General features: G+C 63.5%; 23 protein-coding genes. 13 read left to right on the forward strand and 10 right to left on the reverse strand.

Annotated elements, in window-relative coordinates; translation table 11 throughout:
- Positions 1 to 62 precede the first annotated feature (62 nt).
- The 10 genes from mltG to AC1Q6X_RS05950 all read left to right on the forward strand — a co-directional run bounded on the left by mltG (position 63) and on the right by AC1Q6X_RS05950 (position 7,382).
- Positions 63 to 1,049 (forward strand): endolytic transglycosylase MltG, encoded by a 987-nt coding sequence (mltG, locus tag AC1Q6X_RS05905; RefSeq protein WP_099408553.1) that lies wholly within the window; start codon positions 63 to 65, stop codon positions 1,047 to 1,049.
- A gap of 24 nt (positions 1,050 to 1,073) precedes the next feature.
- Entirely contained in the window at positions 1,074 to 1,715 is a 642-nt protein-coding gene (gene tmk, locus AC1Q6X_RS05910; protein ID WP_492495713.1) for a dTMP kinase, read from the forward strand.
- A 16-nt stretch (positions 1,716 to 1,731) separates the two neighbouring features.
- Positions 1,732 to 2,760 carry a DNA polymerase III subunit delta' gene (locus AC1Q6X_RS05915; RefSeq protein ID WP_070218347.1) on the forward strand — a complete coding sequence of 343 codons (1,029 nt, stop codon included), beginning with the start codon at positions 1,732 to 1,734 and terminating at the stop codon, positions 2,758 to 2,760.
- A 105-nt stretch (positions 2,761 to 2,865) separates the two neighbouring features.
- Positions 2,866 to 3,252 carry a VOC family protein gene (locus AC1Q6X_RS05920; protein WP_492495715.1) on the forward strand — a complete coding sequence of 129 codons (387 nt, stop codon included), beginning with the start codon at positions 2,866 to 2,868 and terminating at the stop codon, positions 3,250 to 3,252.
- 68 nt (positions 3,253 to 3,320) lie between these two features.
- A complete protein-coding gene (locus tag AC1Q6X_RS05925) occupies positions 3,321 to 3,953 on the forward strand; it encodes a carbonic anhydrase (RefSeq protein ID WP_034756156.1) in 633 nt (210 codons plus the stop codon).
- A 92-nt stretch (positions 3,954 to 4,045) separates the two neighbouring features.
- Positions 4,046 to 4,825: a TatD family hydrolase gene (locus AC1Q6X_RS05930; protein WP_070288475.1), complete on the forward strand. Its 780-nt coding sequence runs from the start codon at positions 4,046 to 4,048 to the stop codon at positions 4,823 to 4,825.
- Positions 4,826 to 4,841: 16 nt separating this feature from the next.
- Positions 4,842 to 5,492, forward strand: a complete 651-nt coding sequence (locus tag AC1Q6X_RS05935; protein WP_492495718.1) for an ankyrin repeat domain-containing protein — start codon at positions 4,842 to 4,844, stop codon at positions 5,490 to 5,492.
- A gap of 268 nt (positions 5,493 to 5,760) precedes the next feature.
- Positions 5,761 to 6,684: a class I SAM-dependent methyltransferase gene (locus AC1Q6X_RS05940; protein ID WP_230503049.1), complete on the forward strand. Its 924-nt coding sequence runs from the start codon at positions 5,761 to 5,763 to the stop codon at positions 6,682 to 6,684.
- 99 nt (positions 6,685 to 6,783) lie between these two features.
- Positions 6,784 to 7,032 (forward strand): hypothetical protein, encoded by a 249-nt coding sequence (locus AC1Q6X_RS05945; RefSeq protein WP_070218342.1) that lies wholly within the window; start codon positions 6,784 to 6,786, stop codon positions 7,030 to 7,032.
- A 152-nt stretch (positions 7,033 to 7,184) separates the two neighbouring features.
- Positions 7,185 to 7,382, forward strand: a complete 198-nt coding sequence (locus AC1Q6X_RS05950) for a hypothetical protein (RefSeq protein WP_070218341.1) — start codon at positions 7,185 to 7,187, stop codon at positions 7,380 to 7,382.
- A gap of 56 nt (positions 7,383 to 7,438) precedes the next feature.
- Here the strand turns inward: AC1Q6X_RS05950 and AC1Q6X_RS05955 are convergent, their stop codons facing one another.
- Positions 7,439 to 8,557, reverse strand: coding sequence for a phospholipase A (locus tag AC1Q6X_RS05955; protein WP_492495721.1), 1,119 nt, complete (start codon positions 8,555 to 8,557; stop codon positions 7,439 to 7,441).
- A gap of 286 nt (positions 8,558 to 8,843) precedes the next feature.
- On the opposite strand from AC1Q6X_RS05955, the gene fusA reads away from it, so the two are divergent.
- Entirely contained in the window at positions 8,844 to 10,952 is a 2,109-nt protein-coding gene (gene fusA, locus AC1Q6X_RS05960) for an elongation factor G (RefSeq protein ID WP_492495723.1), read from the forward strand.
- A gap of 100 nt (positions 10,953 to 11,052) precedes the next feature.
- Here fusA and AC1Q6X_RS05965 read toward each other — a convergent pair whose 3' ends face one another.
- From AC1Q6X_RS05965 to AC1Q6X_RS05980, 4 genes are read right to left on the reverse strand one after another with little or no spacing between them, the layout of a single operon-like run.
- Positions 11,053 to 12,222, reverse strand: a complete 1,170-nt coding sequence (locus AC1Q6X_RS05965; RefSeq protein ID WP_492495725.1) for an HlyD family secretion protein — start codon at positions 12,220 to 12,222, stop codon at positions 11,053 to 11,055.
- A 21-nt stretch (positions 12,223 to 12,243) separates the two neighbouring features.
- On the reverse strand, positions 12,244 to 13,689 hold the full coding sequence (locus AC1Q6X_RS05970; RefSeq protein ID WP_492495727.1) for an efflux transporter outer membrane subunit: 1,446 nt from the start codon (positions 13,687 to 13,689) through the stop codon (positions 12,244 to 12,246).
- Positions 13,690 to 13,694: 5 nt separating this feature from the next.
- The gene (locus AC1Q6X_RS05975; protein WP_070311853.1) at positions 13,695 to 15,269 is read right to left on the reverse strand and encodes a DHA2 family efflux MFS transporter permease subunit; all 1,575 of its coding nucleotides are present in this window, start codon (positions 15,267 to 15,269) and stop codon (positions 13,695 to 13,697) included.
- Positions 15,266 to 15,700, reverse strand: a complete 435-nt coding sequence (locus tag AC1Q6X_RS05980) for a MarR family winged helix-turn-helix transcriptional regulator (RefSeq protein ID WP_070218336.1) — start codon at positions 15,698 to 15,700, stop codon at positions 15,266 to 15,268. The genes AC1Q6X_RS05975 and AC1Q6X_RS05980 overlap by 4 nt, the downstream gene beginning before the upstream one ends.
- A 130-nt stretch (positions 15,701 to 15,830) precedes the next feature.
- Here AC1Q6X_RS05980 and AC1Q6X_RS05985 point away from each other — a divergent pair, with 130 nt between their 5' ends.
- A complete protein-coding gene (locus tag AC1Q6X_RS05985; protein ID WP_070311852.1) occupies positions 15,831 to 16,361 on the forward strand; it encodes an SRPBCC family protein in 531 nt (176 codons plus the stop codon).
- Positions 16,362 to 16,693: 332 nt separating this feature from the next.
- Here AC1Q6X_RS05985 and AC1Q6X_RS05990 read toward each other — a convergent pair whose 3' ends face one another.
- A complete protein-coding gene (locus AC1Q6X_RS05990; protein WP_121669518.1) occupies positions 16,694 to 16,999 on the reverse strand; it encodes a hypothetical protein in 306 nt (101 codons plus the stop codon).
- A 98-nt stretch (positions 17,000 to 17,097) separates the two neighbouring features.
- Positions 17,098 to 18,012, reverse strand: coding sequence for an alpha/beta hydrolase (locus tag AC1Q6X_RS05995; RefSeq protein WP_492495730.1), 915 nt, complete (start codon positions 18,010 to 18,012; stop codon positions 17,098 to 17,100).
- A 68-nt stretch (positions 18,013 to 18,080) separates the two neighbouring features.
- Here AC1Q6X_RS05995 and AC1Q6X_RS06000 point away from each other — a divergent pair, with 68 nt between their 5' ends.
- A complete protein-coding gene (locus tag AC1Q6X_RS06000; protein WP_492495732.1) occupies positions 18,081 to 21,353 on the forward strand; it encodes a PAS domain-containing protein in 3,273 nt (1,090 codons plus the stop codon).
- Here AC1Q6X_RS06000 and AC1Q6X_RS06005 read toward each other — a convergent pair.
- Genes AC1Q6X_RS06005 through AC1Q6X_RS06015 form a run of 3 tightly spaced genes read right to left on the reverse strand, consistent with a single transcriptional unit; the run spans position 21,347 to position 26,301 of the window.
- Complete coding sequence (locus tag AC1Q6X_RS06005; protein WP_492495734.1) at positions 21,347 to 24,232, reverse strand: hybrid sensor histidine kinase/response regulator; 2,886 nt, start codon at positions 24,230 to 24,232, stop codon at positions 21,347 to 21,349. The genes AC1Q6X_RS06000 and AC1Q6X_RS06005 overlap by 7 nt on opposite strands.
- 7 nt (positions 24,233 to 24,239) lie before the next feature.
- Positions 24,240 to 25,430, reverse strand: a complete 1,191-nt coding sequence (locus tag AC1Q6X_RS06010) for a hybrid sensor histidine kinase/response regulator (RefSeq protein WP_492495736.1) — start codon at positions 25,428 to 25,430, stop codon at positions 24,240 to 24,242.
- Positions 25,420 to 26,301, reverse strand: coding sequence for a CheR family methyltransferase (locus tag AC1Q6X_RS06015; RefSeq protein ID WP_230503061.1), 882 nt, complete (start codon positions 26,299 to 26,301; stop codon positions 25,420 to 25,422). Before AC1Q6X_RS06015 ends, AC1Q6X_RS06010 begins: the two co-directional genes overlap by 11 nt.
- Between the last annotated feature and the right edge of the window lie 25 nt (positions 26,302 to 26,326).

The raw sequence follows: 26,326 nt of genomic DNA on the forward strand, positions 1-26,326 counted from the left end.
AAATGAACGATCATAACAAGCGCGCGCTGCCCGCCAGCGAGTGCATCACAAGAATCGGAACAATGGCTTTCTTTAAAAAACTTGTAGTCAGTTCAGTCATCGCCGCCATCGGCGTGGGCGGTACTTTTGTGTACTGGGCGCAGCAGCCCATCACCACGGACGGCGAAGCGATCCCGTTTACGATTGCGCCCGGCAGCGGCGCGCATGCGGCCGGCCAGCAGATCGCGGACGCGGGCGTGCCCATCGTGCCCATCCTGTTCAACATGCTGGCGCGCATCGAAGGCAAGACCTCGAAGATCAAGGCCGGTTCCTACGAGCTGAAGCCGGGCACGACGCCGCAGCGTCTGATCACGCAACTGGCGCGCGGCGAGTTCGCGCAGGAATCCTTGACCATCATCGAAGGCTGGACCTTCAGGCAGATGCGCATGGCCATGGCCAGCCATCCTGGTCTCAAGCACGATACCGTGGGCCTGTCCGACAAGGAACTGATGGCGAAGATCAGCCCCGAATATGTGCTGCCGGAAGGCTTGTTCTTCCCGGACACGTATCTGTTCGCCAAGGGCGCCAGCGAAATGCAGATTTTCAAGCAGGCGCACGCGGCCATGATAGGCCGCCTGTCCGAAGCGTGGTTCAAGCGCGATCCGGCCTTGCCGTATAAAAACCCGTACGAGGCGCTGATCATGGCGTCCATCGTGGAAAAAGAAACGGGACAAAAGTCCGAGCGCGCCATGATCGCCGGCGTGTTCGTCAACCGCCTGAAGACGGGCATGCTGCTGCAGACGGACCCCACCGTGATCTATGGCATGGGCGACAACTACCAGGGCAAGATCCGCAAACGCGACCTGGAAGCGGACACCCCGTACAATACTTACACGCGCGGCGGCTTGCCGCCCACGCCGATCGCCCTGGCTGGCGCGCAATCGCTGACGGCGGCGCTGGCGCCGGCCCGCACGCAGGCGCTGTATTTCGTCGCGCGCGGCGACGGCACCAGCCAGTTCTCGGCCAACTTGCCCGACCATAACCGCGCCGTGAACCAGTACCAGCGCTAATATCCTTATCAAATCAAGAGCTTCATGACACAACACTATCAACCGCGCTTCATCACCTTCGAAGGCATCGACGGCGCGGGCAAGTCGACGCATATCGGCTTTGTTGCCGATTACCTGCGGCAGCGGGGCGTGAGCCTCGTCTCGTCGCGCGAACCGGGCGGCACCAGCCTGGGCGAAAAGCTGCGCGAACTGCTGCTGCATGAAAAGATGCACCTGGAAACGGAAGCCTTGCTGATGTTCGCCAGCCGCCGCGAACACATCGCGCAAGTCATCGCGCCCGCCCTGGAACGGGGCGAGTGGGTCATTTCCGACCGCTTTACCGATGCCAGCTTCGCCTACCAGGGCGGCGGCCGGGGCATGGACTTGCGCAAGATGGAGCAGCTGGAAGCGTGGGTGCACCCGCATTTGCAGCCGGACATCACATTCCTGTTCGATGTGCCGCTGGCCGTGGCTAGAGCCCGCCTGGATGCCACGCGCGCACTGGATAAATTCGAGCAGGAGCGATCGGATTTCTTTGCCGCCACGCGCAATGAGTATTTGCGCCGCGCGGCCCAGTTCCCGCAGCGTTTCCGCATCATCGATTCCACGCAAAGCATTGCCGATATTCAAGTGCAGCTCGCGCAATTGCTTGATGTATTGCTTGCACAAAGCACTGTAACGCGCTGATTTAAAAGAAGAAGATATGACAAGTTCTCTGTATCCGTGGCAACAGGACGCGTGGCAGCAGCTGCAAGCCCTGCGCCCGCGCATGCCGCACGCCATCCTGTTCCATGGCGCGCAAGGCATCGGCAAGGCCGACTTCATCGAGCATTTTGCGCAGGCGCTGCTGTGCGAAGACGTGCGCGCCGACGGCCATGCCTGCGGCGCCTGCGCCTCGTGCGGCTGGTTTAGCCAGGGCAACCATCCCGATTACCGCCGCGTGCGTCCGGAAGCGCTGGAAGACGAAGTGGCCGACGACGGCGAAGAGGGCGAGGGCGCGAAGAAAAGCGCCAAGACCAAGACGCCGTCGAAAGACATCAAGATCGAACAGATCCGCAACCTGGCCGACTTCATGAACATTTCCACGCACCGGCAAGGCTTGCGCGTGGTCGTGCTGTACCCGGCCGAGGCGCTCAACACGCCCGCCTCGAACGCCTTGCTGAAGACCCTGGAAGAGCCGCCGCCGGGCACCTTGTTCCTGCTGGCCTCGAACAGCCTGGACCGCCTGCTGCCGACGATCTTGTCGCGCTGCAGGAAATTTGCCTTGCCCATGCCCAGCCACGAACAGGCCTTGACGTGGCTCAAGGCTCAAGGCTTGAACGATGCGGACAGCTGGCTGCGCGAGCAGGGCGGCGCGCCGCTGGCCGCGCTGGCCCAGTCCGAATCGGGCGGTCGCGAGGAAACGGAACAGTTGCTGCAAGTGCTGGCCAATCCCGGCGTGGAAGCGGCCCTGAAGGCGGCCGACAAATTGCAGAAGGCGCCGCTGGCGCCGCTCGTGGCATCGCTCCAGCGCTGGCTGTACGACGTGTTCTCCGTTAAATTGTCCGGCACCATCCGCTACTACCCGCGCCACCGGCGCGAACTGGAAGCGCTGGCCGGGCGCATCAACGTCAGCCGCCTGATGGCCGCCATCAAGGCGGCGAATGAGCGCCGCGCGATTGCCGAACACCCCTTGTCGCCCAAGCTGTTCCTCGAAGACATGCTGCTGGACTACGCGTCAAGTTGCCAATGAAATCAAGGGCTTGTGTTACTAAGTTAATGTAAATTATCTCTGCGCCGTTTGCCACGCTTGACCCCCGGTGTTACAGTCAGGCACTGGACAGCAACGGAGGCGTGCATGCAACGAGTCACTGGCATTGGCGGCATCTTTTTCCAGGCGCAAGACCCGGCCGCGCTGCGCGCCTGGTACCAGCGTCACCTGGGTCTGGACGTGCAGCCCTGGGGCGGCGCGGCCTTCACCTGGACGGACGCCGCTGGCCAGCCCACTGGCGGCACCACCATCTGGTCCGTGGCAGCGCGGGACAGCGAGCAGTTCGCGCCCGGCAAGGCGTCCTTCATGATCAATTACCGGGTCGACGACCTCGATGTGCTGCTGCAAGCGCTGCGCGACGAAGGCTGTAATGTGCTGGACAAGGCGCCGGACTCGGAATACGGCCAGTTCGGCTGGGTTATCGATCCCGAGGGCAACAAGGTGGAACTGTGGCAGCCGCCAGAAGGGCAGTAGGCGGGGCAATAGGCGAAACCTGCGCCATTCAGCGATAATACCGGCTCAGATAACGATCCCTATTGATTATGCGCGACATTATTGCTGGATTCCTACGTTTCCAAAAAGAGGTTTTTCCTGAGCGCCGCGAGTTGTTCAAGACCCTGGCCACGGGGCAAACCCCGAAGGCCCTGTTCATTTCCTGCTCGGACAGCCGCATGGTGCCCGAACTGGTGACGCAGCGCGAGCCGGGCGAACTCTTCGTGATCCGCAACGCGGGCAACATCGTGCCTTCGTACGGCCCGGAGCCGGGCGGCGTCAGCGCCACGGTGGAATTTGCCGTGTCCGCCCTGAACGTGAGCGACATCGTCATTTGCGGCCATTCCGATTGCGGCGCGATGAAGGCGATCGCCACCTGCGCCTGCCTCGATCACATGCCGGCCGTGCGCAGCTGGCTGCACCACGCCGATGCTGCGCGCATGATCAACGAATCGGTCGACCATCCGACGGAGCAGTCGCGCATCGACGGCATGGTGCGCGCCAACGTGGTCGCGCAACTGAATAACCTGCGCACGCATCCCTCGGTGGCGCTGGCCATGGCGCAACATCGCCTGACCCTGCATGGCTGGGTGTACGACATCGAGAACGGTTCGCTCGACGCGCTCGACGAATCGACCGGCAACTTCGTTCCGCTCGCGGAACATCCGGCCTCGCAGATGTAATCGGCTGCCAGCATCCGAACCGCCCCGGCAGGGGATGCGCGCCGCCGCCGTTCCCCTGCCAGTTTTTGCTCCCTCCGGTACAATCCCGCCTTATGTATATCGATTCCCATTGCCATATCAATTTCCCCGAGCTGGCTGCTCGCATGCCCGAGATCCTCGCCAAGATGGCCGAGAACAAGGTGACGCACGCGCTGTGCGTGTCCGTCGACTTGCCGGACTTTCCGCAGGTGCTGGCCCTGGCCGAGCAGTATCCGCATATCTTTGCCTCCGTTGGCGTGCATCCCGATTACGAGGACACGCCTGAACCGTCAGTGGAAGACCTGGTGCGCCTGGCCGACCACCCGAAGATCATCGCCATCGGCGAGACGGGCCTCGATTATTTCCGCCTGACGGGCGACCTCGAGTGGCAGCGCGAGCGTTTCCGCACTCACATCAAAGCTTCAAGAATCACCCGTAAACCCTTGATTATTCACACAAGAGCGGCCAGCGAAGACACGATACGCATCATGCGCGAAGAGGGCGCGGGCGTGGCCGACGGCGGCGTGGCCGGCGTCATGCATTGCTTTACGGAATCGCTGGAAGTGGCGCGCGCCGCCATCGATATGGGTTTCTATATCTCGTTTTCAGGCATCGTCACGTTCAAGAGCGCCAAGGATTTGCAGGCCGTGGCGCTGGAAGTGCCGCTCGAGCGCATCCTGATCGAGACCGATTCGCCGTATCTGGCCCCCGTGCCGTTCCGCGGCCGCATGAACGAACCGGGCTACGTGGCCCACGTGGCCGAGTACCTGTCGACCCTGAAAGGCATTCCCCTGGACCAGGTGGCGAAACAGACGACGGACAATTTCTTCAAGCTATTCAATCAGTTGCCGTAAATTCTTAAGGTTCGACATGATGAAAAAACTCGCTGCGGCGATGCTGCTGTGCTGGGCGACGGCCGGCCAGGCGGCGCCGGAACCGGATGCCTTCTTCCGCGCCGTCTCCGTCAACAACGACAGCGGCGTGCGCGGCATGCTGGCTGACGGCATGAATCCGAACCAGCCTGACGCGCAGCGCGGCGACATTCCGCTCGTGCTGGCCTTGCGCGACGATGCTGACCGGGTTTTCCAGGTGCTGCTCGACGCTCCCGGCATTGATATCGAGGCCCGTTCGGCCAACGGCAACACGGCGCTGATGATGGCCGCCTACAAGCACAAGCTGGACGCGGTGAACGCCTTGCTGGCCAAGGGGGCCAAGGTCAACCAGAGCGGCTGGACGGCGCTCCACTATGCGGCCTCGGCGGGTGACTTGCCCATCATGAAGATATTGCTCGACCGCGACGCCGTCGTTGATGCGCGCGCGCCTGCCAATATCACGCCGCTGATGTTTGCCGCCCGCGAAGGACAGGAGGGCGCCGTCAAGCTGCTGTTGTCCTGGGGCGCGGACGCCAGCCTGAAAAGCGACCATGGCTGGACGGCCGTGCAGTTCGCCCAGGCCGGCGACAAGCCGGGCGTGGTCGCCATCATCGAAGCGGCCCAAAAGGCGCGTGCTGCCCGTAAATAAGTACATGTAAGTAATCGTTCTGATAATATTTTCCATGCCAGCGCCAAAACTGGCATGGAATTGCCTCTCACCTCAGCCCTTTGTTCTCCCTGGCGATTAACGATAATGATCGTGTCGCATTAATCAGGAGATTGTTCGCATGGGCCATCACACCACCGTCAGGCGCCGGCTGTATTGTCGCCGCCCCGCGCGCAGCCCGTGCGATATCACTGCTTTCTGGAATGACAAAACCGATCGGCCATCGGAGCCAGACTCCAAGAGGACAGACATGCTGAATGAACGAGAAATCGAGAGTTGTTACCTGGGGCAATTTATCCCCGTCCATTACCACCACAATATGTTGATGGACCAGAACCGCATGCACGGGTTTAAGTCGGCGATCGATTACGCGGTGAAACCCGGCATGAAGGTGCTGGAGCTGGGCGGCGGCACCGGCGTGCTGTCGTGGTTTGCGGCCGCGCGCGCCGACAAGGTCTGGTGCGTGGAGTTCAATCCGGACATGGTCAAGGAAGCGCGCAAGATGCTGGCGCTCAACCCGAACGGTGAAAAAGTCGAAGTCGTTCATGCGGACGCCTTCGAATACCTGCCGCCCGAGCCCGTCGATGTGGTCATCTGCGAAATGATCCATGTGGGCATGCTGCGCGAAAAGCAGGTGGAAGTGATCGAATCGTTCAAGCGCCGCTACCTGGCCCGCTTCGGCGGCCCGCTGCCCATCTTCCTGCCCGAGGCCGTCATCATGGCCGTGCAGCCGATGCAGCAGGAATACGATTTCGAGGGGTTTTATGCGCCCATCGTGCAATTCCAGGAAACCACGGCCATCCATCCAGGTGTGCTGGAACTGGCGCCGCCGTCCGTCTACAGCATCATCGACTTCAGCCAGCCGACGGACAGCGTGTTCGGTTTCGACGGCAAGTTCGTCGTCGAGCGCAGCGGCACCTTGAACGCCTTGCGTTTCGTCACCAAGAACATCCTGGCCGTCGTGCCCGAGCGCTCGACCACCATCGACTGGCTGAACCACTACATGTGCCTGCCGCTGGCCGCGCCGATCGCCGTGAAGGCGGGCGACGTGCTGCAGGTGAGCTTCCAGTACCGCGCGGGCGGCTCGATCCCCTCGCTGGAAACGTCGATCCGCGCGCAGGTGATCTATGACGTGAATCTGCAGCCTGCCACGCAGAACGCCGTCTACGCCTGAGTATCATTGATTTAAAGATAACGCCGCAGCGATTTCATCCTGCGGCGTTTGTCCATTCAGGGTATATTCCGTCTTTTACCACTGGACAGCTTTATTATCATGGAACAGATCGATCAGCGTTACCTCGTGCAACAGAACAAAATCAGCGACGGCGAGACCAAGCCGCCCGTGTTTGCCAAGGTAATGCGCAGCAAGGAAGGCGTGTTTGAAGGCGTGTCCTTCATCAAGTCGAAGGACAAGGCCTCCATCCTGACCATCGAAGAGGCCAACCAGGCCATCAAATGGGCTGCCAGCAAGAAGCCGAACGCGCATGAGTACATCACGAAAGTGATTTGCGTCGGCCAGTAAGCCCCCGTTCATTCCCGTTTTTGTACCGTTCATCCCCGTAGCACGCAGTTCGTCGCACGGCCGTTGCCGCCCCCGCGGCGCTTGGCTATAGTGCCGTCACGGTAGCGGGGCAAGCACGGCTTGCTCCGCACATTTCATTCGAGGGGAACGCGATGCTGGGATTCGTGCTGTGGCTGCTGCTCTTGCTGGTGTGCTGGCCCCTGGCCTTGCTGGCTCTCGTGCTGTATCCGCTGGCCTGGCTGCTGTTGCTGCCATTTCGCCTGATCGGCATCGGCGTGGAAGGCGTGTTCGAATTGCTGCGCGCCATCGTCATGCTGCCGGCACGCGTGCTCGGTGGCGGGCGGCACTAAACTGGATTTCCCATAAAAAATGGCGCCGTCGGCGCCATTTTTTATGCGTGTACTGCTTACAGGTCGACCATGAAACCGGCGCCGATCGATTTCTGCGAATAGTTATAGTCGATCAGGCTCTGGCCATAGCCGGAGAACAGCTGCAGATAGCCTTTCAGGTTGGCTTTCAATGGGAAAGCCCAGCTGGCCTGCATCGAGCCATGCTTCTTGCTGAAATTGCGGCGCGCCGTCACGGCGTATTCATGGCCCTTGTTGCGGTAGCTCACGCGCAAGTCGCCATGCCCCATGTAATCGGTGATGTCGATATTGTCATTGTCCGTCGCGCTGTTGTCGAGGCGGTGCCAGATGCGGCCCGTGACGGCCAGGTTGTCTTTTTCCACGCCCAGCTCGGCATACACGCGGTTCCAGCTGCGCGACAGGGTCGAGGTCTGGCCATTCGACTGGTGCACGAGGCCCAGGTTCAGGTAATTGAATTCCAGGCCCGCGAAATTCTTGTTGATCGGCAAGATCAGCATCAGCTCCGGCTGGTAATTGGTCTCGCGGAAAGGGCTCGAAGCCTTGCGGTTATACGCTTGCCAGAAACTTTGCTGCGTGTAGCCGAACCACATGTCGATGGGCGTGCCGGCGATGTCTTCCAGCAGTTTCATCTTGAAACTCAGCTGGAAGGTCAATTCCACGTGCTGGCTCTTGATGCCGGCCGGCGTGAAATCCTGGAACGGTTCGTCGTTCGAGGCGTCGCTGTAATTGGCCAGCAACAGATAAGTGTCGCGGTGCGGGCGGAAGTTGAACAGGCCCCGTTTCGAGGCATCGTTCAGTTCCCACGATTGCTGGGTGCGCGAAATCGGTGCTTCCGGCGGCGCCGCACCCGCCTGCGCGATGGCGGGAATGGCGGCGTTGACGGCTTCCGGCGTGGCCACGCCAGGCGGGCTGACGGGCGTGATGGGGGCGACCTCGGCAGCGGCCGCCAGGGTGACGGCAGCCGTGGCAGGATCGCCGCCGGCGGCGATGGTCGCTTTTTCCGCCGCTTTGGCCAGGGTGTCGAAGCAGCCCAGGCGGGCGCTGGCGTCACCAAGCACGGCGCAACGCTGCATTTGCTGTTCCAGTTCGCCGGCCATGGCCAGCGCCGGCGACGCCAGCAGGGAGGAGAGGATTATTTTTCTTAGTTGGATGGTCATAGGCTGAGTGGGGCATGTCATTCGGTGCGCACCTGGGCTGCATGCCGGCGGCGTCGCCTTGCACGGTAATTCACCGTGCGTATTGATTTTGATTAATCTTTGCTGGATTAATAAAGTTGAAAGTATAGCCGAAACTCTTATTTGTCCTGTGCAACGCGCGTGCGCGTTAATGTCAGTGTTGCGCGCATGGTAAAAACCGGTTACCCGCTACCGCCAAAATCGATGTCTGCTACACTGGAAAACCGGCGCAAACACAGTCGTGCCGGGGCTAGCCATGGAGATTGTGATGACCCGTAAAACACCTATCGAGCGCTACCGCAACATCGGCATCAGCGCCCATATCGACGCCGGCAAGACCACCACCACCGAGCGCATCCTGTTTTATACGGGGGTCAATCACAAGATCGGTGAAGTGCACAACGGTGCCGCCACCATGGACTGGATGGAGCAGGAGCAGGAACGGGGCATCACCATCACCTCGGCCGCCACCACCGCGTTCTGGAAAGGCATGGCCGGCAACTTCCCCGAACACCGCATCAACATCATCGACACGCCCGGCCACGTGGATTTCACGATCGAGGTCGAGCGTTCGATGCGCGTGCTCGACGGCGCCGTGATGGTCTACGACGCCGTCGGCGGCGTGCAGCCGCAATCGGAAACCGTCTGGCGGCAAGCCAATAAATACCACGTGCCACGCATCGCCTTCATCAACAAGATGGACCGGGTGGGGGCCGATTTCCTGCGCGTGCGCAAGCAGATCGGCGAGCGCCTGAAGGGCGTGGCCGTGCCCATCCAGCTGCCCATCGGCGCGGAAGAGCATTTCACGGGCGTCATCGACCTGCTGAAGATGCGCGCCATCACCTGGGACGACGCCAGCCAGGGCGTGCAGTTCAGCTATGGCGAGATTCCCGCCAGCTTGCAGGCGCAGGCGCAGGAATGGCATGAGCACCTGGTCGAGCACGCGGCCGAGGCCACCACGGAGATGACGGAACGCTACCTGAATGGCGACACGTTCACGGAAGCGGAGCTCAAGCAGGCCTTGCGCGCGCGCACCATCCGCAACGAGATCGTGCCCATGCTGTGCGGCAGCGCTTTTAAAAACAAGGGTGTGCAGGCCATGCTCGACGCCGTCATCGAATACCTGCCGTCACCCATGGAAGTGCCGCCCATCATGGGCCACGACGAGCACGACAACGAGGTGGAGCGCCATCCGGCCGACGACGAGCATTTCTCGGCGCTGGCCTTCAAGATCATGACGGACCCGTTCGTGGGGCAGCTGACCTTCTTCCGCGTGTATTCGGGCGTGGTGAACTCGGGCGACATGGTCTACAACCCCACCAAGAGCGCGCGGGAACGGCTGGGGCGCATCCTGCAGATGCATGCGAACGAGCGCAAGGAGATCAAGGAAGTGTATGCGGGCGACATCGCCGCCGCCGTGGGCCTGAAAGCCGTCACCACGGGCGACACCCTGTGCGCCATCGACCACATCATCGTGCTGGAAAAGATGATCTTCCCGGAACCCGTGATTTCCCAGGCTGTCGAACCGAAGACCAAGCCGGACCAGGAAAAGATGGGCATCGCCCTGAACCGCCTGGCGCAGGAAGACCCGTCGTTCAGGGTGCATACGGACGAGGAATCGGGCCAGACCATCATGTCGGGCATGGGCGAACTGCACCTGGAAATTCTGGTCGACCGCATGCGGCGCGAATTCGGCGTGGAAGCGAACGTGGGCAAGCCGCAGGTGGCCTACCGCGAAACCATCACGCGCACGGTGGAAGATATCGAGGGCAAGTTCGTCAAGCAGTCGGGCGGACGAGGCCAGTACGGCCACGTGGTGCTGAAACTTGAACCGCTGGAGCCGGGCACGGGCTACCAGTTTGTCGACGCCATCAAGGGCGGCGTGGTGCCGCGCGAATTCATTCCCGCCGTCGACAAGGGCATCATCGAAACCCTGAAGGCGGGCGTGCTGGCCGGCTATCCGGTCGTCGACGTCAAGGCCACGTTGACGTTCGGCTCCTACCACGACGTCGATTCGAATGAAAACGCGTTCCGCATGGCCGGCTCCATCGCCTTCAAGGATGGCATGCGCAAGGCCCATCCCGTGCTGCTGGAACCGATGATGCAGGTGGAGGCGGAAACGCCGGAAGAATTTATGGGCAACGTCATGGGCGACTTGACGGCCCGGCGCGGCATGGTGCAGGGCGTCGACGACATTCCCGGAGGCGCGGGGCGCATCGTCAAGGCCCTCGTGCCGCTGGCGGAAATGTTCGGCTATTCCACCACCCTGCGTTCGCTGACCCAGGGCCGCGCCACGTACACGATGGAATTCAAGCATTATGCGGCCGTGCCCAAGCATATCCTGGATCAGGTGGCCTCGGCCGGCAAGGCCAGGTAGGTCGGATTAGCGGGGCAACGCCCCGCGTAATCCGACACCACCACCGGCCGTGCCAACAATGTTGTCGGCTTACGCGCCTTGCGCTAAGCCGACCTACGCATCAATTCAGAAGATTCTGCGCAATGATGGCATCGGCCATCTTCTCCGCCTCGTCCACGGGCTGGCTCAGCGCCTGGGTCGTGTAGACGGTGGACGCCGCCATCGGCTGGTCCAGGGTTGCCCCTTCGCCATGGCGCGTGTCGACCGTCACCGTGGACGACAGGCCGATGCGCAGCGGGTGGGCGGCCAGTTCCTTCGGGTCGAGCGTGATGCGCACGGGCACGCGCTGTACCACCTTGATCCAGTTGCCCGTGGCGTTTTGCGCCGGCAACAGCGAAAACGCGCTGCCCGTCCCGGCCGACATGCCCAGCACCTTGCCGTGGTAGACCACCTTGCTGCCGTACAAATCCGTTTCGATGGTTGCCGCCTGGCCCACGCGGATATTGCGCAATTCGGACTCCTTGAAGTTCGCGTCGACCCATAACTGGTCGAGCGGCACGATGGACATCAGGGGCGTGCCCGGCGTCACGTGCGTGCCCAGTTGCACGCTGCGCTTGGCCACATAGCCTGAAACGGGCGCGACCACGGCATTGCGGCGCACGGCCAGCCACGCCTGCAGCACGTCGCCCTTGGCCGACAGCACGGCCGGATGGCTGGCCAGGTTGACGCCGGTCACGCCCGCTTTGGCGGACTCGGCCTGGCGCTGCGCCACGATCAAGGCCGCTTTGGCGTCGTCGACGGCCTGTTTCGCATGAACAAGATCTTCGCCCGAGATCGTGTGGTCCGCCGCCAGCGGCGCGCGGCGGGCCAGGTTGCCCTGCGCCGTGGCCAAGGCCAGGCGGCGCTGCTCGATGACGGCGTCGTACTGCGCCACGCTGGCATAGCGTTCGCGCTCCTGGCGCACGACGTTGCCCAGGCGCGCCTCGGCCTGGCTCAGGGCCAGGTCCGCATCGATGGCGTTCAGCGTGATCAGCGGGGCGCCCGCCTTGACCATCTGCGTTTCGTCGGCGCGGATGGCGTCGACATTGCCCGTCACTTGCGCGGACAGGGTGACGAGGTTACCGCCCACGTAGGCATTGTCCGTCACTTCTTCCCTGGACAGCACCAGTTGATAGTAGGCGGTCCAGGCGGCGCCGGCCACGAGAAAGGCGGCCGTGATGGCGATCAGGACGGCCTTGCGCTTGCCCGGCTGTTCGGTGGAGGTGGTGGTGGCTGTGGTGTCGCTGCTCATGATGTGTTCCGTAATCGATCGTTATTGTTGAGTCGTCGTGGCGGCAAAGTCGCTGCTGCCCCGGTAGCCGCCGCCCAGGGCCACGGTCAGGTTGATTTCCGCGTTCTGGCGCTGGTTTTGCAGCTGCATGCCCAGGTCCACCTGGCCGCGCACGGTCATTTCCGCGTTCAGTTGCGTGGCGCGGTCGGCCAGGCCTTGCTTGAGCCGCGCATTCGCGTTGCGCAGCTGCGCTTCGCTGGCGCGCAGGTTTTCCTGCTGCAGCCGCAGCTGGTTTTCCACGCCTTGCACCCTGGCACCTGCCTGCGCCACGTCGCGCACGACATTGAAGACGTTCTGGTTGTAGTCGGCGATCAGCTCGTTGCGTTCGCTGCGTGCGCCGGCAAGCTGCGCCTGCAGGCGGCCGCTGTCGAACAGGGGCAGCGATAGGGCCGGGCCGATGAACAGGGTGCGGCTGCCCGATTGCAGCAGCTTGCCCAGCTTGATGGCATCGAGGCCGAACGAGGCCCCGAGGTCGATATCGGGGTAGAACGCCGCCTGCGCCGCCTCGATCTTGCTCATCGAAGCCTGTACCCGCCAGCGCGCCGCCTGCAAGTCGGGCCGGCGCGCCAGCAATTCCATGCCCAGCTTGCCGGGCAGGGCATGCGGCAGCGCCTGGGCTTGCTTCGGCTGCAGGCTGGCCAGCGCCGAGTTGTCGCCGCCGAGCAGGGCGCGCAAGGCTTCCCGTTCCGTGACGACCTGCGTTTCCAGCAGGGCAATTTGTTGCTGCAGCAGGCTCAAACGCGTTTGCGCGGACAGATGGTCGTCGCTGACGCCGAGGCCGTTGGCGATGCGCTTTTCCTTGTCGACCACCAGTTGCTGCTGCAGGGCCACCAGCGCATGCAGATTGTCCATGCGGGCCCAGCCGTTTTGCATGCTGAAGTAGTGGCGGGCGATCTCGGCCGCCAGCATCTGTTCGGCCATCGCGTATTCGGCGCGCCGTGCATTGACTTCACCGAGGCTGGCGGCGATCTGCGCCTTGTGCCTGCCCCACCAGTCCAGGTCGTAATGGGCTTGCACGCCCACCGTGACCTCGTTGTAGTAATTGCCGCCGATGGGGGCGGGCATCAGGCCGTTGCCCGAATAGCGCTGGCGGCTGGCATTCGCGCCCAGGTCCAGCCTGGGGCCGCGCTCCGCGTGTTGCGCGTCGAACGCGGACAGGGCCGAGCCGATGCGGGCATTTGCCACCGCCAGGTTCGGGCTGGCGGCCAGCGCCTGTTCGATCAGCTGGTCCAGCTGATCGTCCTGGAACTGGCGCCACCACTGGGCGGCGGGCCAGCCTTCGCTGGCCAGGTGGATGTCGGCCGCCAATTGCACGGTGGCCAGGTCTTGCTGCGGCAGCTGTTGCGTGTCGGGCGGGATGCTGGCGCAGCCGGCCAGGGATAAACTTAGCGCCAGGACGCTCAGGGAGAGTTTCATCGGTGTGTGCATGAGGGTTATTCCATGGCCGCGTGGTCGACCACGACAGGCGCATTTTTCTTCGGTGGTTTAATCAGGAGCAAGAGCGGCAGCACGAGGATGGTCAGCCACATCATCAGCCAGAAGTCGTCGAGGTAGGCGATCATCGACGCCTGCCGCGTGATTTCGCCGTTCAGCGCCGCCATGCCCGTGCTCGTGCCCAGGTCGAACACCTGGGCGATGCCGGGGTCATGCAGGGCCGGGTTGGCGATAGTGATGTGTTCCGTCAGGGACGCATGGGCGATCTGCGTATTGCGCACCAACAAGGTCTGCACGAGGGCGATGCCGATGCTGCTGCCGATATTGCGCACCAGACTGTAGATTGCCGTGCCTTCCGCCCGCATCTGCGGCGACAGGGTGGCGAACGTGGCCGCGCTCAGGGGCACGAACACGAGGCCCAGGCCGATGCCCTGGATGATGCCGTTCCATACGACCGTCTTCGGTACGAGGTCCAGCGTGAAATTGGCCATCTGCCACAGCGAAAACGCGGTAATCGAAAAGCCCACGCCCAGCAGGATGCGCGTATCGATCTTGCCCGTCAGCCTGCCGACGATCAGCATGGCCAGCATCGTGCCCAGGCCGCTGGGCGCCGTCACCAGGCCGGCAATGGCCGCCGGGTAATTCATCAAGCCTTGCAGCATCGACGGCGTCAGCGCGCGGGTGGCGAACAGCACCATGCCGACGATGAAGATGAACAGCAGGCCGCTCACATAGTTCGAATTCTTCAGCAGGCGGTAGTCGAGGAAGGACTTGCCGGCCGGGCGCAGGGCCGTGTGGGCGATGAAGTAACACAGGCTCATGGCCAGCACGATGGCTTCGATCCACGTTTCCGTGGAGGAAAACCAGTCGTTCTGCTCGCCCCGGTCCAGCAGCATCTGCAGCGCGCCGATGGACAGGCTGAGCGTCGCAAAGCCGAACATGTCAAAGTTCATGCGGCGGTTGGGCGGGTCCTTGCGGATGTAGCGCCAGATGCCATAGAAGGCCATGGCGCCGATGGGGATGTTGATGAAGAAGACCCAGCGCCAGCTGTAGCTGTCCGTCAGCCAGCCGCCCAAGGTCGGTCCCAGGATGGGGCCGATCATCACGCCCATGCCCCAGATGGCCATGGCCGAGCCGTGTTTTTCGCGTGGATTGATGTCGAGCAAGACCGCCTGCGACAGCGGCACGAGGGCCGCGCCGAATACGCCCTGCAGCAAACGGGCGGCAACGATCTCGGACAGGGTGCCGGACAGGCCGCACAGCACGGAGGCGAGCGTGAAACCGGCGACCGACACGAGAAAGGTGTTTTTCTGGCCGAAACGGTCGCACAGCCAGCCCGTCAGGGGCGTGGCGATGGCGGCGGCGACGATGAACGAGGTCAGCACCCAGGTGATCTGGTCTTGCGAGGCGGACAGGCTGCCCTGCATGTGGGGCAGGGCGACGTTGGCGATGGTGCCGTCGAGCGCCTGGATGATGGTGGCGAGCATGATCGAAATCGTGATCATGCGCCGGTTCAAGGTAGGGTCCTGTGAAGCGGGCAGCGCCGGTGTGGCGCTGGCTGTGGCCGAACTCATGCGGATTTCTCCGTGGCCGCCTGCAAGGCTTCCAGCAGTTCGGTGGCGGCCTGCAGCTGACCGGGATCAATGCCCTGCAATAGCTCCTTGCGGAAACCGTCCGCCTCCTTGCGCACCGTGTCGTACACCTGCAGGCCAGCTTCCGTCAGCACGACGAGTTTCACGCGGCGGTCCGTTTCCGACGGCTGGCGCTGCACGAAGCCCGATTTCACGAGCCGGTCCAGCATCGACACCATGGTGGGGTTTTCCACGCCCAGCTGATGGGCCAGTTCGCTTTGCGAGGGCGGCTGCGGCGATTTGGCGATCATGGCGATGCACATCCAGCTCGCTTGCCCCAGGTCCAGGTCTTTCAGGCGCCGGTCGATGGCATGGCGCCAGCCGCGCGCCGTCTTGTGGAGCGCGGCGGAAAAGCGCTCTTCGATAGAAATCATAAGGTGAGTCGTCTAATGGTTAGGTGTCTAATTAATATTCTAGCACGCCGGTTTGACAGGCGTACAGGCCTTTCCGTTTGCCGGCGCCGCTGGTACATTAACAGGCAGCCCACCACCATCAGGAGACAGCATGACGACGGAAAAACAGAAGCAGGACGGACAGCACCGCGACAGCAGCGACTTTGTCATCACGCAAACCTTCGACGCGCCGCGCGAGCTGGTGTTCCAGTCGTGGGTGGAGCCGGAACGCCTGGCCCAGTGGTGGGGCCCCGTGGGCTTCGAATTGAGCGTGCTGGCGCTGGACTTGCGGCCGGGCGGCGTCTTCCACTACGGCATGCGCGCCGACAATGGCTATGAGATGTGGGGCAAGTTCACCTACCAGGCGATCGAAGCGCCGGAAAAGATCGTCTCGATCCTGTCCTTCGCCGACAAGCAGGGCAATGCCGTGCAGCACCCGGTCAGCGCGACGTGGCCGCTGGAATCGTTCAATGTCATGACGCTTACCGAGGAAAACGGCAAGACGACGATGACCTTGCGGTCGACGCCGCACAAGGCGACCGATGAGCAGCATGAGACGTTCAAGCAGGGGTTTGAGTCGATGAAGCAGGGGTTCAAGGCGACGTTTGCCCAGCTGGCGCAGTACCTGGCGCGTGTTCAGTAAGTTTGTATTGAATGGCGGGCCAGAGCCGCGGGCCTGAGAAAACGGCCATGGCTGCGTTGCTTGGGCTCGCCGTACATGCGTACTGTCTTCGCCCGCGCGCCTTGCCCTGGCCATTTTTCAGGCCCGCTGGGCCCGGGCAGCCTTCGTTCGAGGCGCGGGCGGGTTCTTGCTGTCGTTGTCTGCTCGCAAAGGCGCGGCCTGCCCCCAAACCGCGGAACCATTGTTCACTGGAAGAATGACAAAACGGAAAAGGATCGCAGTCTTGTTGAAAAATTTATAGTTGAATTAAATTCCAGGCCACGAGTGGCGATCGAACTGGGTGGCGGACAATCTCAGCCGGTAAGTTCGCGACCTTCATTTGCGACGATGAGCGCTAATTCGCTGAAGCGATGATTGTTGTAGGACAGGTGTTTGATAAAGACCTTTGCTTCATCCCATGAAAGGTTTTGAACGACATGTCCGCTATTGCAGCCTTCAAAGTAAATGACGGGAGGGCGGTGCGTGGCGCTCTTATCGTCATCGAACGCAGTGGTTTGCATGAACAACTCGTACCAGTGACCATCATCGGCATCAAAGCAAAAGCCATATGATCCGCCGTCTCGATAAATATCCGCGTCCCAAATTTTCACTACTCTCATGTTGTAGACTTTCGTTCTGACGCTATACGCTATTCCTTCTGATTGTAACTGATCACATAGCACATGCAGGGTGAAGTTTGAGGCGGATGCTGCCCCATTTACTGCACCTTTTCATCCGCCATCTCCAACATCTCCCGCACCACCGGCAAAATCATCCCCCAAGCATTCGACGTCGCGGCAATCTCGTCATAATGACTGGCCCCCGGCAAAATCAGCACCTCCGCATGGTCGCCGGCCAGCCGGGTCTTGGCCGCATAGTCGTGCGCGACGCGGGGCGGGGAGATGGTGTCGAGCTCTCCGGTCGCCAGGACGGTGCGGCTGCCGTTGGGGATCAGGTCGGCGGCGTTGGTGTCGCTGTAGATGTCGGGACGGTCTATGCTGGCGCTGCCTGCCAGTTGCGCGATGTCGCGCTCGCAGCTGGTCTTGATCAACTCCTTTTCATGGCGCAGGTCGGCCAGGCCGCCCAGGCTGACGATGTTTTTTACCGGCAGGTAGGTGTCGCGGTACAGGGGGCTGGTCCTGGGCAGCTTTTCCCTGCCGGCGATCCATTGCACCAGCTGGCCGCCGGCCGAGTGGCCCATGGCGACGATGCGGCTCGTGTCGATCTGGTACTGGCGCGCGTGCTGCTGCAGGCTGTCGAGTGCCGCGTGCATGTCTTCGTAGGTGCCCGGATAGCCGCCGCCTTCCTCGTCGACGCGCCGGTACTCCACATTCCACACGGCGATGCCTTGCGCGACGAGCGCGCCGGCCACGTTGCGCATCTGTTTGATCCCGCCGAAGGCCACCGTCCAGCAGCCGCCATGGACGAGCACGACGACGGGGAACGGGCCGCTGCCTTCGGGCCGGAACAGCTGCGCGTATTGCGACGGCGCGGGGCCATACGCGATCTGTGCCGTGGGCGCGGGGCCGTTCAGGGCCAGGTAGTCTTCCAGGCTCATGGGGGCGGCGACGGCGCCATGGACGGAGGCGAGCAGGGCGGTGGCGATCAGGGAGAACGGCAAGGTGGTAGGCATGCTGGGATTCGCTTGAGAGGAGAGCAACACTTTAGCATAGGGCCGCGTGGGGGGAGAGATCAAGGGGCATGCTGTTTTCCTCCTGCAAGAGCGTTGCCCCATGGTATATTTCGGGCATCAGTTTTCCCCTTATCGACACGGTGCACGCAAACAACATTCTTTCCTTGCTGGACGCCGAGCATAGTGCGCTGGGCAGCATCGCGGCAGGCGCCGACCTGGCCCAGGCATTGGAGCATTTGTTGCTGGCGCTGCAAGACCTGGCCGAGGGCGGCGCACATGCCTGCCTCGTGCTCATCGACGAGGCCGACCGCTTTTGCGGCCTGTCCGCGCCCAGCCTGCCACAAGACCTGTGCCTGGCCCTGCGCCACGGCGGCGAACAGCCTTCCCCATTCGGCACGGCGGCCTTTTCCGGCGCGCCCGTATATTGCGGCGACATCACGCGCGACGTGCACTGGAGCGCCGGACGCAAGGAAGCCATGCTGCACGGCTACCGCGCCTGCTGGGTCGCCCCCGTCTTTGGCGCGAAGGGGCATATCCTGGGCGTGCTGGGCCTGTTTTTCCAGGCGACATGCCATCCCACGCAACCGGAAATCGAACTGCTGGCGCTGGCCGCGCGCGTGGCCGCGCATGTCATCGAGCGGGGCCAGCTGGAACAGGCGCTGCACGACAGCCGCGAACACTTTCATTACGCCATCGAGCTCAACACGCAAGTGCTGTGGACGGCCGACCTCGACGGCAAGCTCGACTATGTAGCGCAGCGCTGGCGCGACTGGACGGGCGGCAGCGGCCTCGGTACCAGCTGGCTGGACGCCATCCATCCCGAGGACGTGCCCCGTACACTGGCGGCGTGGAGCGAAGCGGTGGGCAGCGGCCAGCCCCTGGACCAGGAAATGCGCGTGCGCCGGCAGGATGGCCAGTACCGCTGGGTGCATTCGCGCGCGTATTGCCGGCGAGACGAGCGCGGCCAGGCCGTGAAATGGTATGGCTCCTGCGACGATATCGACGAACACTGGCAGGCGCGCAACGCCTTGCTCGACAGCGAGGCGCAGTTCCGTTCGCTTGCCTCGACCATGCCCAACCAGGCCTGGCTGGCGCATGGCAGCGGCGCCACCTACTGGGTCAACGAACAGGTGTGCGAATACACAGGGCAATCGATGAAGTCGCTCGTATCGAGCGGCTTTCGCCACTGCGTGCATCCGGACGACGTGCAGATCACGCAGAAAAGCTGGGACCGGGCCGTCGCCACCGCCAGCGCCTATGAACAGGAGTTCCGCATGCGCCGCGCCAGCGACGGCGCCTACCGCTGGTTCCTGGCGCGCGCCTTGCCCCTGTTCGACGAGGCGGGCAAGGTGCTGCGCTGGGTGGGCACGAATACGGACGTGCAGGAACAGAAGAACGTGCTGGAAAAAATGGCCTACCTGAATTCCTCGCTGGAAGTGGAAATGGCCAACCGCACGGCAGACCGCGACCGCATGTGGCGGCTGTCCACCGACATCATGCTGGTGGCGGACCTGTCCGGCATGATCATTGCCGTCAACCCCGCATGGAGCAAGATCCTCGAGCGCCCGGAAATCGAATCGCTGGGCATGGACTTCATCAGCCTCGTGCATCCCGACGACCGCATGGCGGCCCTGCAGGACTTGTCGCGCCTGGCCCACGGCGCACCCACCTTGCGCATGGAAAACCGCTACCGCCGCCGCGATGGCGGCTACCGCTGGATTTCCTGGACGGCCGTGCCGGCGCAAAAGCTGATCCACGCCATCGGCCGCGACGTCACCGATGAAAAAGAGGCGCGTCTGGCGCTCGTGCGCAGCGAGCAAGCCTTGTTGCAGGCGCAAAAGCTGGAATCGATCGGCAAGCTGACGGGCGGCGTGGCCCACGATTTCAATAACGTGCTGCAAATCATCTCCGGTAATTTGCAGTTGCTGAAGCTGACCGTGGCCGATAATCCGCAGGCGGCCAGGCGCCTCGATTCAGCCGCCTCGGCCGTCGAGCGGGGCGCCAAGCTGTCGTCGCAACTGCTGGCCTTTGCACGGCGCCAGCCATTAAAACCGCTGGTGACGGACCTGGGCCGTCTGCTGCGCCGCATGCACGAGCTGATCCGCCGCGCCCTGGGTGAGGCGATTACCGAGGAAACCTTCATCAGCGAAGGCTTGTGGCATACCCTGGTCGACCCGAACCAGATGGAAAACGTGCTGCTGAACATGGCCATCAATGCGCGCGACGCGATGGACAAGGGCGGGCGCCTCACTTTTACCTTGAGTAACGTCACGCTCGACGCCGCCTATGCCAGCCTGCATGCCGATGTGCTGGAGGGGCAATACGTGCTGCTGACCATCACCGACACGGGCCACGGCATGGAGCGCGACGTGATCGACCAGATATTCGAACCGTTCTTCACGACGAAAAAGGAAGGCGAGGGCACGGGCCTGGGCCTGTCCATGGCGTACGGCTTCATCCGCCAAAGCGCGGGCCACATCAAGGTGCATAGCGCGCCGGGCGCCGGCACGACGTTCAAGATATATTTGCCGCGCTCACTGGAAAAGCTGGCCGAACCGCCGCCTGGCCTGACGGGCCCCGTGCTGGGCGGCGGCGAGACCATCCTCGTGGTAGAAGACGACGCGCCCGTGCAGCACACGGTGGTCGACATGCTGCGCGGCCTCGGCTACGACGTGCTGCATGCGGACGACGGCGCCTCGGCGCTGGCCCTGCTGGGCACAGGCGTGGCCATCGACCTGCTGTTTACGGACGTCGTCATGCCCGGTCCCGTCAGCAGCAAGGAGCTGGCGCAGCAGGCGAGATTGCTGCTGCCGGACCTGGCCGTGCTGTTTACCTCGGGCTATACGCATAACGCCATCATGCGCGGCGGGCGCCTGGACGCTGGCGTCGAGCTGTTGAGCAAACCCTACCAGCGCGAAGACCTGGCGCGGCGCATCCGCCATTTGCTGGCCGACCGCCGCCTGGTGGGCGCGCCCGATCCGTCCGGGCGGCGCATCCTGCTGGTGGAAGACAATGACGATGCGCGCGAAATGACCACCGAGATGCTCAATATGCTGGGGCACACCGTGCACGGCGTGGCCAGCGCGGAAGCGGCCATGCCGCTGTTGGCCATGCCGGGCCTGGACGTGCTGGTGACGGACATCAGCCTGCCCACCATGTCCGGCCTGGAGCTGGCGCGCCATGCGCGCGCGCACTGGCCGCAGCTGGACGTGGTGTTTGCTTCAGGACACGACTGGGGCGCCAGCCTGATGCAGGACGCCAGCGCGCGATTCCTGCGCAAGCCGTTTGGCCTGGAAGAGCTGGCCAGCGCACTGAAGGCACGCCGGCTCGACGTCTACTGACCTGGCGGCAGCAAGGCCCGCTGTAATTGCTTGACGGTAAATGGTTTCACCAGAAAGCGCGCCTGCGGGTCGAGCACGCCGGAATTGGCCGGCGCATGGCCGGTGGAAAACACCACTTCCAGCTGCGGATAGTCGCGCGCCGCCAGCTCGGCCAGCTGGACGCCCGACATCTGCGGCAGGCTGATATCGGTCAGCAGCAGATCCAGTCCCGGCGTGCCCAGCAGGGGCAGGGCTTCCTCGGCCGTGCCCACGGCCAGCACCGTGTGACCGAGCATGGCCAGCAGTTCGCTCGTCATCGCGCGCGCGTCGGCATTGTCTTCCACCAGCAGGATATGCCTTCCCTCCGGCAGCGCCGGCGCAGGCTGCGGCGCCAGCTGCGCACGGTACTGGTGCAGGGCCGTCACATGGCGGCCATTGGCCAGCAGGTGGCGGATGCGCCGCGCCAGGTCTTCGCGCCGGTAGGGCTTGCTCAGCAGCTCGACGCCCGGCTCCAGGCGGCCGCCCTGCATGATGGCGTCCTGCGTGTAGCCCGAGGTAAACAACACGGCCAGCTGCGGCAGCAGCAAGCGGGCCTGGCGCGCCAGTTCCGTGCTGGCTACCTTGCCCGGCATTACCACGTCCGTAAACAGCAGGTCGATGGGCACGCCGCTGCCGACGATGGCCAGCGCGCTTTCGCCGTCGCTGGCGCGCAGCACGACGTAGCCGAGGCCGCGCAGCATGTCCACCACCGTCGTCTGCACCTGCACGTCGTCTTCCACCACGAGGATGGTTTCCTTGCCGCCCAGCACGGGTCCGCCCAGTTGCAGCGGCAGTTCCGTTTCCGCTTCGAGCGAGCGCGGCAGGTAGATGCGGAAGGTGCTGCCGTGGCCCGGCAAACTGTCCACCGTCAGGTGGCCGCCGCTCTGGCGCAGGAAGCCATAGGCCATGGACAGGCCCAGTCCCGTGCCTTCGCCCTCGCTTTTGGTCGTGAAGAACGGTTCGAAAATCTTGTCCAGCAGCTCGGCGGGAATGCCCGTGCCCGTATCCGAGACGGCCAGCTGCACGTAGTCGCCGGGTGCCACGTCCGCATGGCGCGCCGCGTAGCCGCTGTCCAGCACGCTGTTGCTCAGTTCGATGGTCAGCTGGCCCTGGCCATTCATGGCGTCGCGCGCGTTGATGGCCAGGTTGAGGATGACGTTTTCCAGCTGGTGCGGGTCGACCAGCGCGCGCCAGCAGTCATCGGCCAGCAGCAAACGCGTTTCGATGGTTTCGCCCGTGGCGCGCCGCAGCAGCTCTTCCGTCGAACGCAGCAGTTGCGCCAGGTCCGTCACCAGCGGTTTCAACGGTTGACGCCGCGCAAAGGCCAGCAGCTGGGCCGACAGCTTGGCGCCCCGTTCCACGGCGGCCGAGGCGCTGGCGATGCGCTTGGCGGCCAGCGGGTCGCCGTCCAGGGTCATCTGCAGCAGCTGCAGATTGCCCGAAATAATTTGCAGGACGTTATTGAAATCATGGGCCACGCCGCCCGTCAGCTTGCCCAGCGCTTCGAGTTTTTGCGATTGCAGCAGCGCCATTTCGCTGTGGCGCAACGATTCCTGCATGCTGAGCAAGGTGCTTTGCGCTTCCTTTTCCAGGGTGACGTGGCGCCCGGTGGCAAACACCAGGTCGCCTTCGGTCGCCGCCACCCACGACAGCCAGCGGTGGCCGCCATCGCGGTGCCGGTAGCGGTTTTCAAAGCTGGGCATGGCTTCACGCGACACTTGCGCCAGCGCCTGGCGCGTGGCGGCCGCATCCTCGGGCAGCACGAAGTCGAACAGGCTGCGGCCCAGCATTTCCTCGGGCAGCCAGCCCAGGATGGCGCTGGCGGCCGGGTTGACTGCGGTAAAGCAGCCGTCCGCATCGATGGCCACCATCAGGTCTTGCGCGCTGCGCCACAGCCGTTCGCGCTCGCTGTTGCGGGCGGCCAGGTCCGCTTCCAGTTTCTTTTCCACGGTGATGTCGCGCGCGCTGCAATACACTTTCTCGCCCTCGGGCACGGCCACCCACGACAGCCAGTGCCAGCCGCCCAGCTTGTGGCGGTAGCGGTTTTCGAAGCGTAGCGCCGGCTGGCCCTGGTTGGCCGCCTCCCAGGCCGCATAGGTGCGCGGTAAGTCTTCGGGATGGATCAGTTCAAAAAATTTCGTCGTGCGGATTTCCTCGACCGACCAGCCCAGGGTGGCTTGCCAGGCGGGGTTCGAGTGTTCGAAATAGCCGTCGAGGTTGAGCACGCCCAGCAAGTCGGGGCTGACGTTCCATGTGCGGCCGAACTCGCGCGTGCGCTCGGCCACCTGCGTTTCCATGGTGGCGCTGAGGGCGCGCAGGCGCGATTCCGCCCGGGCCCGCAAAATGGTCGACCAGACCCGTTCCGACACTTGCACGGCCAGTTCGATTTCGTCCGCATGCCACAGCCGTGCCGCGCTGCTGTGCACGACGAACAGGGCCGCCAGCCGGCCCTCCTTGGCAATGGGAATGTTCAGGAAGGCACGGATGCCCAGGCGCGCGAACGTGGCCAGCGCGGCCGGCATGGCCATGCGCGGGTCGCTCGCCACATCGCTGACGGCCAGCGCCTGGCCGGCGGCCAGGGCATCGGCCAGGCGGGCGGCATAATCGCCGAGGAAATACTCGCCGGTGGCACCGGGCGCCAGGCCGTCGCTCCACGCATGCTGCAGGGTAGGGCATTGCAGGCTCTGGTCGATATCGAAACAGGCCACCTGCTGGGCGCCCAGGCGCTGTCCCAGCAGCTGCGCCGACAGGGACAGGATCTCGCCCGTGTCCTGCAGCAGCCGCAGCCGGCGTTCCAGCTGCAGCAAGAAGGCGACGCCGCTGGCGCCGGCCTGGCCGCGGGGGGCGGGTGTGATGCTCATGCCGGCCTCAGCTGCCGGCCAGCGGCAGGGTGACGCTGAACAGGGCGCCATTGCCGGGCTGGCTTTGCAGGGTGATGGCGCCGCCATGCGCATCGACCAGTTGCTTGGTGATGAACAGCCCCAGGCCCAGGCCGCCCGTGCGGTCCTGGTGCATGACGCGCTCGAAGGCGTCGAAGATGCGTTCCTGGTCGCGCGCATTGATGCCGATGCCATGGTCGCGCACTTCGATGACGGCGCTGTTCTGCGTGTGCGCCAGGCTGATTTCCACGGGCTGGCCCTGGCCGTAGCGCACGGCATTGCTGATCAGGTTGACAACGATTTGCTCGACGCGAAAGGCATCCCAGTAACCGTGGATGGGTTCGAAGGCCAGCACTTCCAGCACGCTGCCCGTGGCGGCCGCATACGGGCCCAGGTCGTCGGCCACGCGGCGCACCAGGCTGGCCAGGTCGACCGCTTCGCGGCGGATCGACAGCTTGCCGCTGGTGATGCGCGAGACGTCGAGCATGTCGTCGATCAGGCGCACCATGCTGCGGATCTGCCGTCCGTCGCGCGCCACCATCTTGCCCAGCTTTTCCGGCTCGAAGGCGGCCAGATTGCCCCGCTCGAGGTTCACGGTGCGCATCTGCGTCTCGAGGAACAGCGTGTTCAGGGGCGTGCGCAGCTCGTGCGCCACCATGGACATGAATTCGTCGCGCAGGCGCAGCGAGCGCTGCAGTTCAGCCTGGGTGGCGCGCAATTCCTTCAATAACGCTTCCTGCTGCTGGCGGCTGTGCTCGAGCGCCTGCACCTGGCGCCGCGTCTCACTGCGCTGCTGGTGCAGGGCGACGAACACGTTGACTTTGCTTTGCACGGCATTGATGTCGAGCGGCTTGTGCAGGAAGTCGACGGCGCCGCTTTCATACCCCTGGAAGGCGAAATTCATTTCCTTGCCGGCCGCCGTGACGAAGACGATGGGGATGTGGCGCGTCTTTTCCGTGCCGCGCATCAGTTGCGCCAGCTCAAAGCCATCCATTTCCGGCATTTGCACGTCGAGGATGGCCAGCGCGAAATCGTGTTCGAGCAGCAGGGCCAGCGCTTCTTCGCCGGACGAGGCCTGGTAGACGCTGCGGTCGCTCTCGCGGATCAGCGCATTGAGCGCGCGCAGGTTTTCCGGCAAGTCATCGACGATCAGCAGTTTGGTGCTTGTTTCATTCATCATGTTTCAATCCTGGCATGTGCCGCCCAGCGTAATGGGAAGCGGCGTGCGACGGCGCACGCTTGCGGTAGAGCTTTTCGGGACCCGGCAATGGCTCGAAGTCGGCGGCAAAGCGCGTGAAATGCGTGCTTTCCTTGCTGCCCAGGCCCAGGAAACCCCGGTGGCACAGCGAGTCGTGGAACAGACCCAGGGCCCGCTCCTGCAAGGTTTTGTTGAAGTAAATCAGCACGTTACGGCACAAAATCAATTGCGTTTCGATAAAAACGCTGTCCGTGGACAAGCTGTGGTCGGCAAAGTTGATACTGTCGAGCAGACGCTGCTGGAAACGCGCCGTGGCATGCTCGACCGTGTAGTAGTCGGCCAGCTGGCCCAGGCCGCCCGCTGCCAGGTAGTTGGCGCCATACTCCTCGAGCCGGTGCAGCGGATACACGCCGCGCGCGGCCGTGGCCAGCGCCTGCGGATTGATGTCGGTGGCGTAGATCGTGCTGCGTTCGAGCAAGCCTTCCTCGTGCAGCACGATGGCCAGCGACAGCGCTTCTTCGCCCGTGCAGCAGCCGGCCACCCAGATGGTCGGCGACGGGTAGGTTTTCAGCACGGGCACCACGTGTTCGCGCAGGGCGAGGAAAAACGCCGGGTCGCGGAACATTTGCGTGACGGGCACGGTCAAAATCTGCAGCAGCTTGCCAAAGCTGGCCGCGTCGTGCAGCACTTGCTGCTGCAAGGCAGGCAAGTCGGCGCAATGGAAGCGCTCGAGCGCCTGGTTCAGGCGGCGGCGCTGCGAGGGCAGGGAATAGTCGCGAAAGTCGTAGCTGTAGCGCTGATAGATGGCTTCCATCAGCGCATGCAGCTGCTCGTCCGTGTAGCGCGGGGACATCAGCGGCTTTCCATCGCGTGGCGTG

The organism is Janthinobacterium sp. GW823-FHT06H09 (assembly GCF_058794735.1).

Coding starts and splice junctions, on each gene's coding strand:
- mltG (WP_099408553.1), top strand. CDS start 63: ATGGCTTTCTTTAAAAAACTTGTAGTCAGTTCAGTCATCGCCGCCATC.
- tmk (WP_492495713.1), top strand. CDS start 1,074: ATGACACAACACTATCAACCGCGCTTCATCACCTTCGAAGGCATCGAC.
- AC1Q6X_RS05915 (WP_070218347.1), top strand. CDS start 1,732: ATGACAAGTTCTCTGTATCCGTGGCAACAGGACGCGTGGCAGCAGCTG.
- AC1Q6X_RS05920 (WP_492495715.1), top strand. CDS start 2,866: ATGCAACGAGTCACTGGCATTGGCGGCATCTTTTTCCAGGCGCAAGAC.
- AC1Q6X_RS05925 (WP_034756156.1), top strand. CDS start 3,321: ATGCGCGACATTATTGCTGGATTCCTACGTTTCCAAAAAGAGGTTTTT.
- AC1Q6X_RS05930 (WP_070288475.1), top strand. CDS start 4,046: ATGTATATCGATTCCCATTGCCATATCAATTTCCCCGAGCTGGCTGCT.
- AC1Q6X_RS05935 (WP_492495718.1), top strand. CDS start 4,842: ATGATGAAAAAACTCGCTGCGGCGATGCTGCTGTGCTGGGCGACGGCC.
- AC1Q6X_RS05940 (WP_230503049.1), top strand. CDS start 5,761: ATGCTGAATGAACGAGAAATCGAGAGTTGTTACCTGGGGCAATTTATC.
- AC1Q6X_RS05945 (WP_070218342.1), top strand. CDS start 6,784: ATGGAACAGATCGATCAGCGTTACCTCGTGCAACAGAACAAAATCAGC.
- AC1Q6X_RS05950 (WP_070218341.1), top strand. CDS start 7,185: ATGCTGGGATTCGTGCTGTGGCTGCTGCTCTTGCTGGTGTGCTGGCCC.
- AC1Q6X_RS05955 (WP_492495721.1), bottom strand. CDS start 8,557: ATGACCATCCAACTAAGAAAAATAATCCTCTCCTCCCTGCTGGCGTCG.
- fusA (WP_492495723.1), top strand. CDS start 8,844: ATGACCCGTAAAACACCTATCGAGCGCTACCGCAACATCGGCATCAGC.
- AC1Q6X_RS05965 (WP_492495725.1), bottom strand. CDS start 12,222: ATGAGCAGCGACACCACAGCCACCACCACCTCCACCGAACAGCCGGGC.
- AC1Q6X_RS05970 (WP_492495727.1), bottom strand. CDS start 13,689: ATGCACACACCGATGAAACTCTCCCTGAGCGTCCTGGCGCTAAGTTTA.
- AC1Q6X_RS05975 (WP_070311853.1), bottom strand. CDS start 15,269: ATGAGTTCGGCCACAGCCAGCGCCACACCGGCGCTGCCCGCTTCACAG.
- AC1Q6X_RS05980 (WP_070218336.1), bottom strand. CDS start 15,700: ATGATTTCTATCGAAGAGCGCTTTTCCGCCGCGCTCCACAAGACGGCG.
- AC1Q6X_RS05985 (WP_070311852.1), top strand. CDS start 15,831: ATGACGACGGAAAAACAGAAGCAGGACGGACAGCACCGCGACAGCAGC.
- AC1Q6X_RS05990 (WP_121669518.1), bottom strand. CDS start 16,999: ATGAGAGTAGTGAAAATTTGGGACGCGGATATTTATCGAGACGGCGGA.
- AC1Q6X_RS05995 (WP_492495730.1), bottom strand. CDS start 18,012: ATGCCTACCACCTTGCCGTTCTCCCTGATCGCCACCGCCCTGCTCGCC.
- AC1Q6X_RS06000 (WP_492495732.1), top strand. CDS start 18,081: ATGCTGTTTTCCTCCTGCAAGAGCGTTGCCCCATGGTATATTTCGGGC.
- AC1Q6X_RS06005 (WP_492495734.1), bottom strand. CDS start 24,232: ATGAGCATCACACCCGCCCCCCGCGGCCAGGCCGGCGCCAGCGGCGTC.
- AC1Q6X_RS06010 (WP_492495736.1), bottom strand. CDS start 25,430: ATGATGAATGAAACAAGCACCAAACTGCTGATCGTCGATGACTTGCCG.
- AC1Q6X_RS06015 (WP_230503061.1), bottom strand. CDS start 26,301: ATGTCCCCGCGCTACACGGACGAGCAGCTGCATGCGCTGATGGAAGCC.